The sequence below is a fragment of the Anaerohalosphaera lusitana genome, assembly GCF_002007645.1.
Lineage (GTDB): Bacteria > Planctomycetota > Phycisphaerae > Sedimentisphaerales > Anaerohalosphaeraceae > Anaerohalosphaera > Anaerohalosphaera lusitana.
This window is the reverse complement of sequence record NZ_CP019791.1, coordinates 2,386,087-2,402,462: the sequence shown is the minus strand read 5'-3', so window position 1 is coordinate 2,402,462 and position 16,376 is coordinate 2,386,087. Positions and strand designations below refer to the sequence as shown.

At 50.6% G+C, this 16,376-nt stretch carries 15 protein-coding genes and 2 pseudogenes; 13 read left to right on the top strand and 4 right to left on the bottom strand.

From position 1 onward, the window contains the following. The first annotated feature begins 100 nt into the window (after window positions 1–100). The gene (locus tag STSP2_RS09740; protein WP_146662188.1) at window positions 101–1,066 is read left to right on the top strand and encodes an ABC transporter permease subunit; all 966 of its coding nucleotides are present in this window, start codon (window positions 101–103) and stop codon (window positions 1,064–1,066) included. Window positions 1,067–1,101: 35 nt separating this feature from the next. On the opposite strand, the gene STSP2_RS09735 is transcribed toward STSP2_RS09740, so the two are convergent. Beyond that, the gene (locus tag STSP2_RS09735) at window positions 1,102–1,566 is read right to left on the bottom strand and encodes a sensor histidine kinase (RefSeq protein WP_169853119.1); all 465 of its coding nucleotides are present in this window, start codon (window positions 1,564–1,566) and stop codon (window positions 1,102–1,104) included. 130 nt (window positions 1,567–1,696) lie between these two features. Here STSP2_RS09735 and STSP2_RS09730 point away from each other — a divergent pair. Continuing rightward, window positions 1,697–2,778 (top strand): annotated as a pseudogene (locus STSP2_RS09730) (IS3 family transposase); the annotation flags it as partial. A gap of 41 nt (window positions 2,779–2,819) precedes the next feature. On the opposite strand, the gene STSP2_RS09725 reads toward STSP2_RS09730, so the two are convergent. Further along, the gene (locus tag STSP2_RS09725) at window positions 2,820–3,593 is read right to left on the bottom strand and encodes a hypothetical protein (RefSeq protein ID WP_146662185.1); all 774 of its coding nucleotides are present in this window, start codon (window positions 3,591–3,593) and stop codon (window positions 2,820–2,822) included. 271 nt (window positions 3,594–3,864) lie between these two features. On the opposite strand from STSP2_RS09725, the pseudogene STSP2_RS09720 reads away from it, so the two are divergent. Further along, a pseudogene (locus STSP2_RS09720) lies at window positions 3,865–4,946 on the top strand (IS3 family transposase); the annotation flags it as partial. 34 nt (window positions 4,947–4,980) lie between these two features. Here the strand turns inward: STSP2_RS09720 and STSP2_RS09715 are convergent. Continuing rightward, a complete protein-coding gene (locus tag STSP2_RS09715) occupies window positions 4,981–5,565 on the bottom strand; it encodes a response regulator (protein WP_146662184.1) in 585 nt (194 codons plus the stop codon). 220 nt (window positions 5,566–5,785) lie between these two features. Between STSP2_RS09715 and STSP2_RS09710 the strand changes: the two genes are divergently transcribed. Beyond that, window positions 5,786–6,280 (top strand): helix-turn-helix domain-containing protein, encoded by a 495-nt coding sequence (locus STSP2_RS09710; protein ID WP_146659256.1) that lies wholly within the window; start codon window positions 5,786–5,788, stop codon window positions 6,278–6,280. An 11-nt stretch (window positions 6,281–6,291) separates the two neighbouring features. Continuing rightward, on the top strand, window positions 6,292–6,825 hold the full coding sequence (locus STSP2_RS18095; protein WP_169852969.1) for a transposase: 534 nt from the start codon (window positions 6,292–6,294) through the stop codon (window positions 6,823–6,825). Between the two features lie 110 nt (window positions 6,826–6,935). On the opposite strand, the gene STSP2_RS09700 is transcribed toward STSP2_RS18095, so the two are convergent. Then, window positions 6,936–7,484: an N-acetyltransferase gene (locus STSP2_RS09700; RefSeq protein WP_169853118.1), complete on the bottom strand. Its 549-nt coding sequence runs from the start codon at window positions 7,482–7,484 to the stop codon at window positions 6,936–6,938. Between the two features lie 58 nt (window positions 7,485–7,542). Here STSP2_RS09700 and STSP2_RS09695 point away from each other — a divergent pair, with 58 nt between their 5' ends. From STSP2_RS09695 to serS, 8 genes are all read left to right on the top strand, one after another. Continuing rightward, a complete protein-coding gene (locus tag STSP2_RS09695; protein WP_169853117.1) occupies window positions 7,543–8,934 on the top strand; it encodes an arylsulfatase in 1,392 nt (463 codons plus the stop codon). Between the two features lie 73 nt (window positions 8,935–9,007). Next, entirely contained in the window at window positions 9,008–10,489 is a 1,482-nt protein-coding gene (locus STSP2_RS09690; protein WP_205847857.1) for a sulfatase family protein, read from the top strand. A gap of 134 nt (window positions 10,490–10,623) precedes the next feature. Beyond that, window positions 10,624–11,112 carry an ApeI family dehydratase gene (locus STSP2_RS09685; RefSeq protein WP_205847856.1) on the top strand — a complete coding sequence of 163 codons (489 nt, stop codon included), beginning with the start codon at window positions 10,624–10,626 and terminating at the stop codon, window positions 11,110–11,112. A 100-nt stretch (window positions 11,113–11,212) separates the two neighbouring features. Next, complete coding sequence (locus STSP2_RS17925; RefSeq protein ID WP_146662178.1) at window positions 11,213–11,608, top strand: acyl carrier protein; 396 nt, start codon at window positions 11,213–11,215, stop codon at window positions 11,606–11,608. A 118-nt stretch (window positions 11,609–11,726) separates the two neighbouring features. Then, window positions 11,727–12,215 (top strand): 3-hydroxyacyl-ACP dehydratase FabZ family protein, encoded by a 489-nt coding sequence (locus STSP2_RS09675; RefSeq protein WP_146662176.1) that lies wholly within the window; start codon window positions 11,727–11,729, stop codon window positions 12,213–12,215. After that, entirely contained in the window at window positions 12,212–13,534 is a 1,323-nt protein-coding gene (locus tag STSP2_RS09670) for a beta-ketoacyl-[acyl-carrier-protein] synthase family protein (RefSeq protein WP_146662174.1), read from the top strand. The genes STSP2_RS09675 and STSP2_RS09670 overlap by 4 nt, the downstream gene beginning before the upstream one ends. Next, window positions 13,534–14,841: a beta-ketoacyl-[acyl-carrier-protein] synthase family protein gene (locus STSP2_RS09665; protein ID WP_146662172.1), complete on the top strand. Its 1,308-nt coding sequence runs from the start codon at window positions 13,534–13,536 to the stop codon at window positions 14,839–14,841. The genes STSP2_RS09670 and STSP2_RS09665 overlap by 1 nt, the downstream gene beginning before the upstream one ends. A gap of 201 nt (window positions 14,842–15,042) precedes the next feature. Next, window positions 15,043–16,314: a serine--tRNA ligase gene (serS, locus tag STSP2_RS09660; RefSeq protein WP_146662170.1), complete on the top strand. Its 1,272-nt coding sequence runs from the start codon at window positions 15,043–15,045 to the stop codon at window positions 16,312–16,314. The last annotated feature ends 62 nt before the right edge of the window (window positions 16,315–16,376 follow it).

Genomic DNA, 16,376 nt, shown 5'->3' with positions numbered 1-16,376 from the left:
AAATACTACTTTAAGCGTCAGCGGTTCTTTACAAATTAATTAGGGCGTAATATAACAATAGGACGCCTTTAAGTGTAGAACTAATTTCAGGAAAAATCCCGTGATCAAAAAAGTCTCTATCATAGCCAAAAACACGTTCGTTGAAACCATTCGACAACCAGTGTATGCCGTTATACTCGCATTCGCGCTGTTTTTGTTCGTACTAAGTCCGTCAATTGCGATGTATACGCTGGACGAGGATATAAAGCTCCTCCGCGAGATTGGCCTTTCTACGCTGTTTTTGACGGGTTTGTTCATCGCCATTTTTTCAGCTTCCGGTGCGGTCGCAGAAGAGATAGATTCCAAGACCATCACCACCGTCCTATCCAAGCCCGTACGCCGCCCATCCTTTATTATTGGCAAGTTCCTGGGGGTATTATCGGCCGTTGGGCTCGCCCATTATATCGGCACCATCGCGATGTTCCTCTCCATAAGGCACGGCGTACTCGAAACCGCCTCCGACACCCACGACTGGACCGTCATCACCGTCGCCGCCTCCGTCGCGGTTCTGGCACTGCTCCTAAGTGCTTTCTTCAACTACAGTTACGACTGGTCATTCACCTCCACCGCCATACTTCTCACCGCCCTTTTCAGCACCATAGGCATGGCATTTCTGTTTTTTATCGACCGCCACTGGGAATTTAACCCCTCCCACAACGGCTTCACCCTGTTCGATCTCAACGCATCAGTCCTGCTTTTCCTCGCCGTTATGATCCTCATCGCCCTTGCGGTGATGTTCTCAACCCGCTTCAACATCGTACTTACACTGATATTCTGTATCGTAATTTTTCTCGTGGGCCTGATCAACGGCTGGGCCTTCGGCCGATTCGTCGACCAGCACTGGTGGGCACAGATCGGCAGGATGGTCTTCCCCGACCTGCAGGCATTCTGGATCAGCGACGCAATCTACGAAGACAGCTCAGTACCAGCAAACTACCTCGGCATGACCGCACTATACGCAACCCTCTACACCTCCGGAATCCTAGCCTTCGCAATAGCCCTGTTCCAAAAACGCCAGGTCGGGTAATATCACCTGCATTAGCTAGAATAAAACTATATTTGCTATTCCTGGAAGTACCTAGGCCAGGTTAAAACGAATGTATTAACGGCTTGATTGTTCTCTGCTGGACCATCAGGTTTGGAATGTACATCTATTCTACCTTTGTGTGCGGTTGTAATTCGGTCAACCAAATATAGACCAGTGCCCGTGCCCTGCCTTCCACCCTCACCACTGTATTCTCCTCTATAGCCCAACTGGAAAATACGACGCGAGCTTGCCTCTTCCAAACTGATTGGGCATCCATAGTTCTGAATTGAAATCTCTAATGCTCTTTTCTCACCAAGATAAACATTATTGAATCTCACACTAATTTTTCGTTTATCGTTTGGTTTTCCATTGAATGAGTACTTAGCAGCATTTTCCAGCAAACATCGCAGTACAATTCCAATCTGGTCAGGCACAGCCTCAACTTCCCGATATCCGCTATTGTAGTTAATTTTAAACTCCAGATTCTTTTTTTGGGCCATAGATTCGAGCCGAGAGCAAATGCTCTTGAGCATACTATGAACCGTAATGGCTTGACCCCGAAAAACTGTACCGTTGCTGATTAGAGAGTATCCGTTATAATTTGTTAGTTTTTATGGAAAGGATGCTCTTATGAAACGCAAGAATCACAGTCCCGAACAGATCGTAAAGATGCTCCGTCAGGCGGATGCTGTAATCGGCTCCGGCGGTACGGTCCAGCAGGCCTGCCGTGAGCTGGGCATCAGCGAGGCGACCTACTACAACTGGCGCAAGCAGTACGGCCGCATGAAGCTCGACCAGGTCAAGCAGCTCAAGGCCCTGCAAAAAGAGAACGCTCAGCTCAAAAAGCTCGTTGCCGACCAGGCACTGGACAACGCCATCCTCAAGGAGGCGCTTTCGGGAAATTACTGAGCCCGGCCCGGAGACGCAAATCGGCCAGGCATGTTCAAAAGAGTCTGGCCGTATCCGAGCGTCGGGCATGCAAGGTGATAGGTCAGCCGCGAGCGAGCCAGCGGTATAAACCTCAGCAACAGCCAACGAACACGGCACTGACTAGCAAGATAATCGAGCTGGCAAAGGAACACCAGTGCTACGGCTACAGGTTTATAACGGCCAAGCTTCGTCAGCATGGCTGGCGTGTGAATCACAAACGAGTTCAACGAATATGGCGAAAGGAAGCGTTACAAGTGCATCACAGACGCAAAGGGCGAAAATCGAAAGGCAACAGCGACAACAGCTGCAGCGTGCAAAAGGCCGAGTACAAGGACCATGTCTGGACGTATGATTTCGTCAGCGACCAGAGCGAGGACGGGCGCAGCCTGAAGTTTCTCACGGTGCTCGATGAGTTCACGCGTGAGTCGCTTACGATAGAAGTAGGCAGGTCGATCAAGTCGGGCGATGTGGTTGAAACGCTGGAATACTTGTTTGCGGTCCGAGGCGTGCCTGGATTTATACGCAGCGACAATGGGCCGGAATTTGTGGCCCATGCGATCAAGAAGACGCTCGGCAAAAAGAACGTCGAAACGCTTTATATCGAGAAGGGTCAGCCGTGGGAAAACGGCTTTATAGAATCGTTCAACGGCAAGTTCAGAGATGAGGTGCTCAATCGTGAATTGTTTTACTCGGTTAAGGAAGCGAAAGTGATTGTCGAACAGTGGCGGATGGAATATAATAACCATCGGCCGCACAGCGGGCTGGACTACGCGACCCCGGCCGAGTTCGCCGCCTCGTGCATTGCTTCCGCTTCGCCTACGGCTCAGCTACAGCAATACACGACAGATGAGAAGGATAACTCTCTAACAGAAGCTGGTACATAATTCGGGGGCAGGTCAGTAACACGTCTAATAGATTGCGGAGATGGAGATAGTTCCTCTGAAAGTAAAATATGTATTTGCTTTGTTATTGAGTTGATTTCAGCAACATTATCATTCATCAACTGCAGAATCTCTTCCGCTTCCTCATTTTCATCGCTTTTTCGTTGATAACGAAAAAATTTCAGATCACTCATCACAGCCTGAACTGGAGTAAGCAATTGATGAGACAAAGCTCGCATTGGTGCAGCGACCCGCCCAGCGAGAAGCGTCTCACCAACTTGTAATAACCTAAACAGGGCATGCTCACGAAATTCACATTTCTTATCTCTAGATTCAACCTTAGCACGCTTAAAGATTTTCTTCTTTTTACGCGGTAGGTTTTTCTCGAACTCCCTTAGTAGCGATGTTTCGGTAAAACTCTTTTGGACAAAGAACGCTAAAGGCTGTTTAGTATGCTCTGAAGCCACATACTCAAGGTGCACACCAAATGGGCATCTAACTGTGCCATGCCGGTTAAAATCGCAGGAATTATAGAACTGCTGACAATAGTTTGGGTCTCGCACAAGTTGTTTGCACATAACACAGATGGGTAAAGATCCGTTTTTTATGTACTTAGGTATTTTTCCGCCAGGGGATAGTACGCCAAGCAACATTTTAGGAAACATACTCTGCGAATAAGCTAATAACGTATTTTCGGCCTGTTTTAAAGAAATCATAGTTTCCTCAAAGCATTAGCTATTCCTACCAGCCTTACCGTTGTGCTACCACACTTGCCGACTATGGAAGCCAAATTACAAACTCTGGCTGTGACATCCCCCTTATGCTTACTTATATTTCTCTTAATTCGAAATTGCAACCAGTGAAGTTTTGCTCTATCCACCATAGTCAAACGCTGATCAACTTCTGGCTTGACCCCGAAAAACTGTACCGTTGCTGATTAGAGAGTATCCGTTATAATTTGTTAGTTTTTATGGAAAGGATGCTCTTATGAAACGCAAGAATCACAGTCCCGAACAGATTGTCAAGATGCTCCGCCAGGCGGATGCTGTAATCGGCTCCGGCGGTACGGTCCAGCAGGCCTGCCGTGAGCTGGGCATCAGCGAGGCGACCTACTACAACTGGCGCAAGCAATACGGCCGCATGAAGCTCGACCAGGTCAAGCAGCTCAAGGCCCTGCAAAAAGAGAACGCCCAGCTCAAAAAGCTCGTTGCCGACCAGGCACTGGACAACGCCATCCTCAAGGAGGCGCTTTCGGGAAATTACTGAGCCCGGCCCGGAGACGCAAGGCGGCCAGGCATCTTCAAAAGAGTCTGGCCGTATCCGAGCGTCGGGCATGCAAGGTGATAGGTCAGCCGCGAGCGAGCCAGCGGTATAAATCTCAGCAGCAGCCAACGAACACGGCACTGACCAGCAAGATAATCGAGCTGGCAAAGGAACACCAAAGCTACGGCTACAGGTTTATAACGGCCAAGCTTCGTCAGCATGGCTGGCGTGTGAATCACAAACGAGTTCAACGAATATGGCGAAAGGAAGCATTACAGGTGCCTCACAGACGCAAAGGACGAAAAACGAAAGGCAACAGCGACAACAGCTGCAGCGTGCAAAAAGCCGACTACAAGGATCATGTCTGGACGTATGATTTCGTCAGCGACCAGAGCGAGGACGGTCGCAGTCTGAAGTTTCTCACGGTGCTCGATGAGTTCACGCGTGAGTCGCTTACGATAGAAGTAGGCAGGTCGATCAAGTCGGGCGATGTGGTTGAAACGCTGGAATACCTGTTTGCGGTCCGAGGCGTGCCTGGATTTATACGCAGCGACAACGGGCCGGAATTTGTGGCTAGTGCGATCAAGAAGAAGCTCGGCAAAAAGAACGTCGAAACGCTTTATATCGAGAAGGGTCAGCCGTGGGAAAATGGCTTTATAGAATCGTTCAACGGCAAGTTCAGAGATGAGGTGCTCAATCGTGAGCTGTTTTATTCGGTTAAGGAAGCGAAAGTGATTGTCGAACAGTGGCGGATGGAATATAATAACCATCGACCGCACAGCGGGCTGGACTACGCAACCCCGGCCGAGTTCGCCGCCTCGTGTATTGCTTCCGCTTCGCCTACGGCTCAGCTACAGCAATACACGACAGATGAGAAGGACAACTCTCTAACAGTAGCTGGTACATAATTCGGGGGCAGGTCACTTCTGGCTTTATCTTATGTAATTCTTTAAGAACTGCAAGCGCACCCCAGTACTGACTCTTCCGATTTTTAAGTATATCCTCTATATCGCTTGCTAAATCACCCGGCAATACAGGTTTTATGCGAATCAAATCGGCTTGATTAATTATTTTTGATTTATCGGGCGAAGTATTAGTCCCGCTTACAACCAGAATGGGCATGGCTGGGTCAGATTCCTTTAAACTTGCAATGACTCCTATACCATCGTCCGCAGATATACCGTCAGCAACGCCTTGTAAGTCTAAAACTATCAAATCATAATCATTCTCGAGTAGTTCGTTGATGGACTCGATATGGGTTTTCTGTACTAGATTGGTAAAGCCCTCATCGTTTAGTCCTCTTACAAAACTTTTGAGATGATCTATCTGATCGTCGATAATACATATTCTGGCGTTTCTGATCGCCTTTCTTAAATCAGCTTCTCGACCGTACCTTTTAAGTGCATTTTCTAAATCAGCGTACAAACAACACCTCCTCGAGCTTAGACATGTCTTAGGGTTTGTCGACTAACACAATAATAACTTTTATGGGCCTAATAAAACTAGAGACTTAATTCTAGTGCCGTTTCAAAAATATAATTTTAACTTTTCCATGATTTAAGACTTGCGCCATGCATAATCTGGTATTATATAGAATGACACGAAGAAATAATTTCACGCTTACAAGCAGAGAAAGGGATTTCTTATGTGTCTGTACGCCAGAGACCTCAGTACCAGTGAAGGCCAGCAAATTCAGCGGATACTCCGCAGCAGCAAAAGCCGAATCAAGATTCGTCGCGGCCAAGTCATTCTTGCCTCTAACCAGGGCTATAAAGTTCCTGCTATCGCCGAGCTGGTTCACTATTCGCCGCACCATGTCAGGGCCATCATCAAAGACTTTAACCAACGCGGCCTTAAGGCGTTGGAGCCCAAGCCCCGGCCGGGAAGACCGCCGGAGTTTACCGAGGACGACAAGGCCATTATTGCCGAGACTGCAAAATGTCCGCCCGATCTTCTGGACTGCCCTTTTAAGCGGTGGTCCCTGGAAAAACTGCGTGAATATCTTGTCCAGGAAAAGATCGTTCCTACGATCAGCATTGAAACACTCAGGACCATCCTGCGTGAAAAGAAGGTCAAGCTCCGGCGGACAAAGACGTGGAAAGAGTGCAACGACCCCAATCTCAAGTCTAAAAAAAACTAATTCGCAGATATGTGAACCAGCCGGCCTCAAACGGGCCGACCATATCATTCGACGAGTTCGGACCGCTGGAGATTCGTCCTCAGCCAGGCCGGAATTACTGTCATACCGACCATCCCAAGAGGCTGCCTGCGACCTATACCCGCAAACACGGCGTTCAGCACTGGCTGGCGTTTTACGATGTCCATCAGAAAAAGCTCTGGGGATATGTTCGGCCACGCAAGCGGCATCAGGAGTTCTTGGAAGTTTTGAAACTGACCAGGAAAAAGTATCCTGCGAACCAGCGGATCCATCTGATACTGGACAATTTCTCGCCGCACCGCAAGGACAAGGTTCTGCGGTACTGTCGCGAGAACAATATTCATCTGATCTGGACGCCGACCAACGCATCATGGCTAAATCCTATCGAATGTCAGTTTACCCATGTTAAGGAATTCGTCATACGCGGAACTAATTATCAAAACCACAATGAGCTTAAAATCGCTCTGAATAGATACGTAGCATATCGCAATAAAAAAAATCAGCAAAAGTTAAACTTAGATAATTGAAACGGCACTAGTACAGACATTTAATACACTCTTGATACACGCTTTTGCCTTAGTTTACAAGCCCATAGCACTAATATTATACTAGAAATATGTATAAAAAACAGTTACTCCTAATTCACAGCCCGTGCCAGTGCGGTCTCGTCGCAGTGGTCCTGCTTGGAGCATTTTGCGCAGTCGCTCCAGACCTTCATTGGAAGCGACATGCGATCAACTCGTTCAAAACCGAGCTTTTCAAAAAATCCCGGCTCAAGCGTCAGCGTGAATATCTTCTCCAATCCGAGTTCACTGGCCTTTTCGATCTGTGCCTCGACCAGCTTGCGACCTAACCCCTTGCCCATGCAGGAATTATCCACCGCAAGGCTCTTCACCTCGCAAAGCCCCTCCCATACCACCGAAAGCGCACAGCAGCCCACCACCCTGCCGTCCTCTTCCGCCACGGAGAATGTCTGCAAATGGTCATAAATATCCGCCATCGACCGAAACAACATCCGCTCCAGCTCCGCATGGCTGGCGATGAGCTCGTTGATGGCCCGCGCATCACTTGATCTTGCTTTTCGTATCTGCATAAGCTGACTATAACATATCGCAAACACGATTAGAACCGCAAAAAACAACAAACAGCCGTCAAATCCTGCCAAATTCCAAAAATATGCTGCCAAAAACAGTCCCCCAATCGCCTATATTCTTAATAAGCGGGTTATAATCAAGGAGTAGATTTTGGACAGAAGATCATTCATCAAAGCCGCAGGTGTAACAGCACTCAGTCTCACAGCATCGCGATCTTTCGCAGCACCCCAAAGAAGAAAGCCGAACATAATCTACATCCTCGCCGACGACCTCGGCTACGGCGAGCTCGGCTGTTTCGGCCAAAAACTCATCAAAACACCCAACATCGACCGCATCGCTCAAAAAGGCATCAAATTCACCCAGCACTACTCAGGCAGCGCACTCTGCGCCCCTTCCCGCTGCACACTCATGACAGGCAAACACACCGGACACTGCTATGTCCGCAACAACTACAGACTCCCCCAGGAAGGCAACATCCCCATCCCAGCCGGCGAAGTTACCGTTGCCGAAATCATGAAAAAGGCAGGCTACAAAACCGCATGCATAGGCAAATGGGGCCTGGGCTTCCCGCACTCCGAAGGCGACCCCAACAACCAGGGCTTCGATCACTGGTTCGGCTACAACTGCCAGCGCCAGGCACACAATTATTACCCCGACCACCTCTGGCGAAACCAGCAGAAAGTCATGCTCGAAGGCAACAAGGGCCCCAAACAGGAACAATACTCCCACGATCTCCTCACACAAGAATCACTGCAGTTCATCGAAACCAGCAAAGACAAACCCTTCTTCCTGTATCTGCCATACACGATACCGCACACAAAGTTCCAGGTCCCCGACCTCGGCCAATATGCCGAAAAGGACTGGAAACAGAAGCACAAAATACAGGCCGCAATGATATCGCGAATGGACGCTGACGTCGGAAAGATCGTCGATCTTCTGCAAAAGCACGGCATAGAGGACGACACGCTCGTCATATTCACCAGCGACAACGGGCCGCACGGCGCAGCCGGAACTATCGACAAATTCAAATCCGACGGAGGACTGCGTAGCCGCAAAGGCAGACTTTACGAAGGCGGCATCCGCGTACCAATGGTCGCACAATGGCCCGGAATGATCGAGCCGAACACAACAACCGACCACATCTCGGCTTTCTGGGATTTCCTGCCCACCTGCGCGGAACTGGCCGGCACAAAATGCCCCGACGACATTGACGGCGTATCATTCGCACCAACACTGCTGGGCAAAAAGGATAAGCAGAAAGAGCACAAGTATCTCTACTGGGAACTCGGCAGGCGACAGGCAATACGAAAAGGCGACCTCAAAGCTATCAGAAGGATCAAAAAAGACAGATCCAAAGATACAGTCGAACTTTATAACCTCACTGAAGATCTTACCGAGCAGAACGACATCTCCAAAGAACGCCCCGAACTGGTAAAAGAGATGGTCGCGATAATGGAAAATGCCCACAAACCATCGACCGTATACCCCCTGTACCCTTCAGAAAAATCCGAAAGGCCGGACAGCGTCAAACATATGTTTTGACCTCTATTGATTTACCAATTATACTCCTTGCATAAACAAATAAGCAGTTTTCAACTATTTCGAAGGGGCAGGTATGGGTATTTCAAGGCGTAATTTCCTGAAGAACGTAGGCATGAGTCTGGCAGCATGCACACTCACTGGAACGGCAGCGAGAGCACTTGGTGAAGAGCCGAAAAAGAATACCAAACCAAACGTTCTGTTCATTTTCGCCGACGACCAGACATACGAATGCGTCCGCGCGTTAGGTAATGACGAAATCAAAACGCCGAATCTGGACCGGCTTGTGAATGAGGGCACAACCTTTACCCACGCCTACAACATGGGAGCCTGGCACGGCGCGGTCTGCGTGGCCAGCAGAACCATGCTGAACACAGGCAGACACCTATGGGATGCACGCGAAAAGGAAAAGAGCCTGAACAGTGAAGCTGAAAAGGGACACTTCTGGTCACAGTACATGCAAAGGGCAGGCTACGATACATACTTCAGCGGAAAATGGCACGTAAAGACGGACGTAAACCAGCTTTTCGACACTGTCAGCCACGTTAGACCAGGTATGCCCCGATCGGTAAACCAGGCTTACAACAGACCTGTTGAGGGCGAAGAGGACAAATGGAAGCCGTGGGACAAGAAATTCGGCGGATACTGGCAAGGCGGCAAGCACTGGTCGGAGGTTCTGGGCGATGACGGCGTCAAATTCCTTGATAAGGCAGCCGAAAAAGAGGATCCGTTCTTCATGTACCTGGCGTTCAACGCGCCTCATGATCCGAGACAGTCACCGAAAGAATATGTAGACAAATATCCATTGCTGGATGTGAAGCTGCCGGAAAACTTCCTGCCCGAGTACCCGCATAAGGATGCAATGGGCTGCGGAAAGTGGCTCAGAGACGAAAAACTGGCGCCGTTCCCGCGTACAGAATACTCTGTAAAGGTGCACAGACAGGAATATTACGCGATAATCGACCATATGGATGCGCAGGTGGGGCGAATTCTGGACAAACTCGAAGAGACGGGGCAGAAGGACAATACCTATATATTCTTCACTGCGGACCACGGACTGTCGTGCGGGCATCATGGGTTGATGGGCAAGCAGAATATGTATGATCACAGTGTTCGGGTGCCTTTGATGGTGGTCGGGCCGGGGATACCGGCGAGTAAAAAACTGGAAACGCCGGTTTATCTGCAGGATATCATGCCGACGACGCTGGAACTGGCGGGCGTTGAAAAGCCTGAGCAGGTCGCATTCAACAGTCTGCTGCCGCTTGTAAGTGGTGAAAAGAAAAGCAGTTACGATGCAGTTTACGGCGGATACATGAACCTGCAGAGGATGATCACCAAGGATGGGTTCAAGATGATACTTTATCCTAAGATCAGCAAGGTTTTACTATTTGATCTGGAGTCAGATCCGCTCGAAACAACCAATCTGGCGGACATGGAAAAGTATGGCAAAACTGTGGCAAAACTAAGCAAAAGTATGGCAAAACTGCAGAAAAGTATGCAAGATCCGCTCGATCTTAGTGAGGCTTATTCAGAGCTATTTACTCCCCGGACCCAGTAACATTACAAATCTTGTTTGAATTTGCGGCCTGTTTCGGTTAAGGGTTGTCTTGTTATTTTTTGCCGACGTAACCAGATTCACCAGTTGGGTCGTTCTGCAAAAAAGCTGAAAAAGTACTGGCAAAGAACGGCGGGATGGCTAAAATCCTTGCCATGAAATACATACTTATAGACAAGATCAAAAATTTTGAGGCAGGCAAGGAAATAACGGCCACAAAGAGCGTTTCGCTTGCTGAAGAATATCTCGGCGACCATTTTCCAACATTTCCGGTACTGCCCGGTGTACTTTTGCTGCAGGGCATGGTGGAAACTGCAAGCTGGCTTGTGCGGGCGAGTGAAGATTTCGCGCACAGCATGGTAATACTGGAAGAGGCGAAGAACGTCAATTACAAGAGTTTCGCTGATCCGGGTACTACGATCGAATATCATGCCAAGGTCAAGAAGATGGACGAGGACAGCAGCACGTTCATGGCTGAGGGCAAATGCGGCGACAAACTGATCGTAAAGGCCCGCTTTTCACTGCGGCATTTCAACCTTGCTGACAAGGATCCGGGCAAGGCCAAAATCGACAGCCAGGTGGTCGAGAACCTTAAAAAGAGATGGCAGCTCCTGTGCAAGCAGTAATTCTTGATATTATGCTTGCCAGCGAGGTTTTATTTGTGTAAAAAGGCGGTTTTCCGTTCCGATATAAAAGATAAGATTAGATAACCGGAGGCATTCTAAAATGGCAATGACCCGCGACGAAATTTTTGACGAAGTCCAGGAAGTGCTCGTTGACGCGCTCGGGCTTGATGACGACGAAGTGACACCCGAGGCGACCCTGATGGGCGATCTGGGTGCTGAGAGCATTGATTTTCTGGATATCGTTTTCAGACTGGAAAAGGCTTTCGGGATCAAGATCCCGCGTGAGGAGCTGTTCCCGGCAGAGAGCCTTATGAGCAACCCGGAATATGTCAGCAACGGCAAGCTGACTGACAAGGGCCTTGCAGAGCTCAAAGATAAGATGCCTCACACAGATCTGTCCGATTTTGAGAATGATCCTGATGTAAACAAGATCGCGGATCTTTTCACAGTCGACAGCATTGTCAATTTTGTCGAGCTCAAGCAAAAAGCAGCCTGATCCTGACAATGCAGTAATTAAACAACAAAGCTTATCAGCGTGTTTGGGTTGTCCGACAGTTGATAAGCTTTTTTTCAGTTAATGGTTTGCTGACGACCCTCGACGGTCAGGATGTAATATGCGTTGGATATGGATAGATAAGTTTCTGGAGTTCAAGAGCGGCGAAAGTGCTGTCGCTTTGAAGAATGTCACGCTCGCTGAGGAGCATATACACGATCATTTCCCGGGTTATCCGACGATGCCCGAGTGTTTGATGATCGAGGCGATGGCGCAGACGGCGGGTATCCTGGTTGGCGAAGCGAGGAAGTTCGCTGAGAAAGTGATTTTGGCGAAGGTCAAGAAGGCAAAGTTTTACGACTGTGTCGTGCCGGGTGATACGATCACGCTGCATGCTCAGATCGAGAGTCTGGCGGACGAGGCGGCGAGTACGGTGGGCAAGATCATGAGAGGCGAGGAGACGATCGCGGAAGTGAACTTGATGTTCAGCCATATCGATCAGAACCTGGGCGGACTGGAGTTTCCTGAAGAAAACTTCGTTTTCACGGATATGTTCGAGTCGCTGATCACAGGATTTACGGAACATAATGTAACGGAGAAATCCGGATGAGCAAACGGCGAATAGCTATAACAGGTGTTGGTGCGACAACCCCACTGGGGCTCACTGCAGGCGAGATGTGGGAGGGTCTGCTGGAGGGCAGGTCCGGCATCGACAAAATCCAGTCTTTCGACCCGGCAGGTTTTCCGTGCAGGATCGCGGGAGAGACGCCTGCATTTAAGGTACGCAAGCACGTGCCCAAGACATACCGCAAGGCGACCAAGCTGATGAGCCGGGATATCGAGCTTTCGATCCTGGCGGCGAATGATGCGATAGAAACCAGCGGTCTTGTGACCAAGGCAGCGGGTGAAGGGGAACCGACTATCGATCCCGAGAGATTCGCGATAAATATGGGTGCGGGGCTTATAAGCTGTGATCTGGAGGAACTGGCGCCGTGTGTGGCGGCGAGTCTGACGGACGGCGAGTTCGATCTGAAGAAATGGGGTACCGAAGGGCTTAACTACATGACGCCTTTGTGGCTTCTCAAGTACCTGCCGAACATGCTGCCCTGCCATGTGGGGATCATACATGACATGCAGGGGCCTAGCAATACAATCACCTGCGGCGAGGTTTCGAGCCATGTAGCGATAACAGAAGCTGCCCAGGTGATCGCACGCGGCGATGCTGATGCCGCGATGGCGGGCGGGTGCGAAGCCAAGGTCAATCCGATCGTTCTGCTGCGTCAGTGTTTGCTCAAGCGTGCGACCAGCGATCATAATGGCACACCCGATGAGGCCTGCAGGCCTTTCGATGCTGAGGCTAAGGGCTCTGTATTCGGCGAGGCAGCGGGGCTTGTGGTTCTAGAAGAGCTCGAAGGAGCGAAGTCACGGGGCGCAAAGATATATGCCGAGATCGCCGGAGCGGGCGCGAGCAACAGCCTTGCGTCTTCTTATGAGCACAGCGAGACTGACGGCAAGGGTATCGAGATCGCGATTCGGAAAGCGACCAAAGAAGCGGGGATCGACGCGGGCCAGATCGATCTGGTCGTTCCGCATGGCACGGGAATTCCTGCAGACGATGCGGCGGAAGCCAAAGCGATCAGCAGGGTTCTGGGTGAAAGAACGGCTGAGGTGCCTGTCTGGCCGATAAAGAGCATGACTTCCAATGCCGGCGCGGGTGCAGGTTCGCTGGATGTGATCGCGACTGCGATGGCGATAAGCGAGGGCAAGATCGGTGCTGCAAAGAATTTCGAACAGCCCTTTGACGGCTGTGAACTGAATATCTCGAAGCAGGTTCAGGAAGTGAATGTCCGTTATGCACTTTGCTGCGGATATACTTTCGGGGGGCAGACCGCTGCTTTGATACTTAAAAATACAAATGGTGAAGTCTAATGGCTGAAAGAGTTGTTATAACAGGTATGGGCCTTGTGAGCCCGATGGGACATGATGTCGAGACGGTCTGGCAGGGTTTGCTGACGGGCAAGAACGGCATGAACGAGACGACGCTTTTTGACGCTTCGACGTTCCCGACGAAATTCGGAGCGGAGGTGAAGGATTTCGATCTGGCTAAGGTCCTCAAGAAACCTGAACTGCACAAGGATGCACTTCGCGGGTCGGCGTTCGTTCTGGGCGCGTGTGCGGAGGCATGCAAGCAGGCGGGGATCGAGACCGAGACGGATGCAGCGAGCGACGGTGTGGATCGCGAGAACATGGGCATCTATCTTGGTGCCGGCGAAGGCGCCATTGACAGTGGTCCGTTTTTCAAGGCGATCGCGGATGCGTGGAACGATGAAGGCCGTGAGATGGACTGGGAGAAATGGGCACAGACCGCGTTCGGCGGGATGACGGCGATGCGTGAGCTCGAACAGGAACCGAATATGCCCGCAGGTCATCTGGCGGTACTGACGGGTGCTAGAGGTCCTGTACGAAGCTGTCTGACCGCGTGTGCGGCGAGTACGCAGGCAGTGGGTGAGGCGGCAGTTATGGTTCGCTCGGGACAGGCAGATATCATGATCGCGGGCGGTGCACATTCGATGATACATCCGCTGGGCGTTTCAGGATTTTCGCGTCTTACCGCCCTTTCGACACGAAATGACAGTCCGGAGACGGCGTCGAGACCTTTCAGTGCAAGCCGGGATGGTTTCGTGCTGGGTGAAGGCGGTGCGATCGTCATACTTGAATCGCTTTCATCCGCGAAAAAACGCGGTGCGAAAATACTGGCAGAGATAACCGGTTTCGGCTCATCGGCGGACGCGTTCCGTGTGACGGACATGCATGATGAGGCCCGCGGTGCAGTGCAGGCCTTGAAGGCGGCGATGGCTGATGCCGGAGTGGGTCCGGAGGATATAGACTACATCTGTACGCACGGCACGAGCACTTCCGAAAATGACGCTGTTGAGACGAAGGCGGTCAAGAAGGCGTTCGGCGAGCAGGCGTACAATGTTCCGTTGAGCAGTCCAAAGAGTATGATGGGGCATCTGATCGGTGCTACGGGATGTGCCGAGCTGATCGTCTGCGTGCAGGCTATGAGGGATCAGACAATTCCTCCGACTGCCAATCTGAACGATCCTGATCCTGAGCTCGATCTGGATTATGTACCAAACGAGCCGAGAAAAGCGAAGCTGGAAACGGTTATAAACGAGTCTTTCGGATTCGGCGGGCAGAACAACGTTATAGTTCTGAAGAAGTTCGCTGAATAGGTGAAGGGGTTCACCCGATAATAGATCATGAATGCAACGGCCGCTGACTAATGCTCAGGGGCCGTTTTTCGTTGATTACAGTCATGCCATAACTTTTTTGCTGGACGTTGTTTATGGCTGCAATTAGAATAACCGGACATTAATTGTTCCGCGGGCGGCCGCTCGCAGGCGTAACCAGGTTGTTAAAATAGTTTACTTATTATGATAGATATCAAACAGATCAGGCAAGAGCCTCAGAAATTCAAACAAGCTTGCGAAAATAAAAACATCGCGGCGGACATCGATAAGCTGCTGACGGTTGATGAGGAGCTGCTGAATGTCAAAAAGCAGTTGCAGGATATCGCTACGGAAAAGAACGCGGTGGGCAAGTCGATCCCGAAGCTGGGTCCTGATGAGAAGAAACAGGCCATCGACAGATTGAGCGAGCTGAAGAAGGAAGAGGCCGGTCTGAATGATAAGACCAAGGAACTGCAGCCGGTATATGACAGGATCATGCTGGAAGTGCCTCAGCCTGCGGATGTGGGTGTGCCGCTGGGACAGGACGATACGGAAAATGTCGAGATGCGCAAGTGGGGCGAGATCCGCGAATTCGATTTCGAGCCGAAGGACCATGTCGAGCTCGGTATGGAGCTTGGGATGATCGATATCGAGCGAGGGGTGAAGCTGGCTGGGACGCGGAATTATTTTCTGACCGGCGACGGTGCCCTTCTGCATTGGGCGATACTGCGGTTTTCGTTTGATCATATGATCAGCAAGGGTTACAGGCCTATGTCCGTGCCGCTGCTGATGCGGGACGAAGCGATGATGAGCACGGGGTATTATCCGGGCGCGGAAGAGCAGACTTACCGCATGGAAAAGGATGAGCTGAACCTGGCGGGTACGGCGGAGGTGCCTTTGACCGCGTATCATTCGGGTGAGATACTGAGTGAAGAGGATCTGCCGTTGAAGTTTGTGGCGCAGAGTACGTGTTTCCGCCGAGAGGCTGGTGCTGCGGGCAAGGACACTCGGGGACTGTATCGCATTCATCAGTTCGACAAGGTTGAGCAGGTGATCATCGGGGTCAACGATGTAGAGCAGAGCAAGAAGTTCCATGAGGAGATTTTGGGCAACAGTGAAGCGGTGATGCAGGCGCTGAATCTGCCCTATCGCGTTGTGAACGTGTGCACGGGTGATCTGGGTAAGGGACAGGTGCAGAAGTATGATATCGAGGCGTGGATGCCGTCGCGGGAGAGTTTCGGTGAGACGCATTCCGCGAGCCGGTTTTACGATTTCCAGGCACGCAGGATGAATCTGAGGTATAAGGCTGACGGTAAGAAGAACGTGTTCTGTCATACGCTGAACAACACGGTGATCGCTTCGCCGCGGATACTTATACCTGTGATGGAGCTTTATCAGAATGCGGATGGTTCGATTACGATACCGGAGGCGTTGAGGCCGTACATGGGCGGCAAGGAGAAGATCGAGAAGAAGTAATGGTTCGCTTTGATCGAATCTCGTTCAGGGCGGTTCGAGAACGCAGCGAGTTAGGAGAAGGA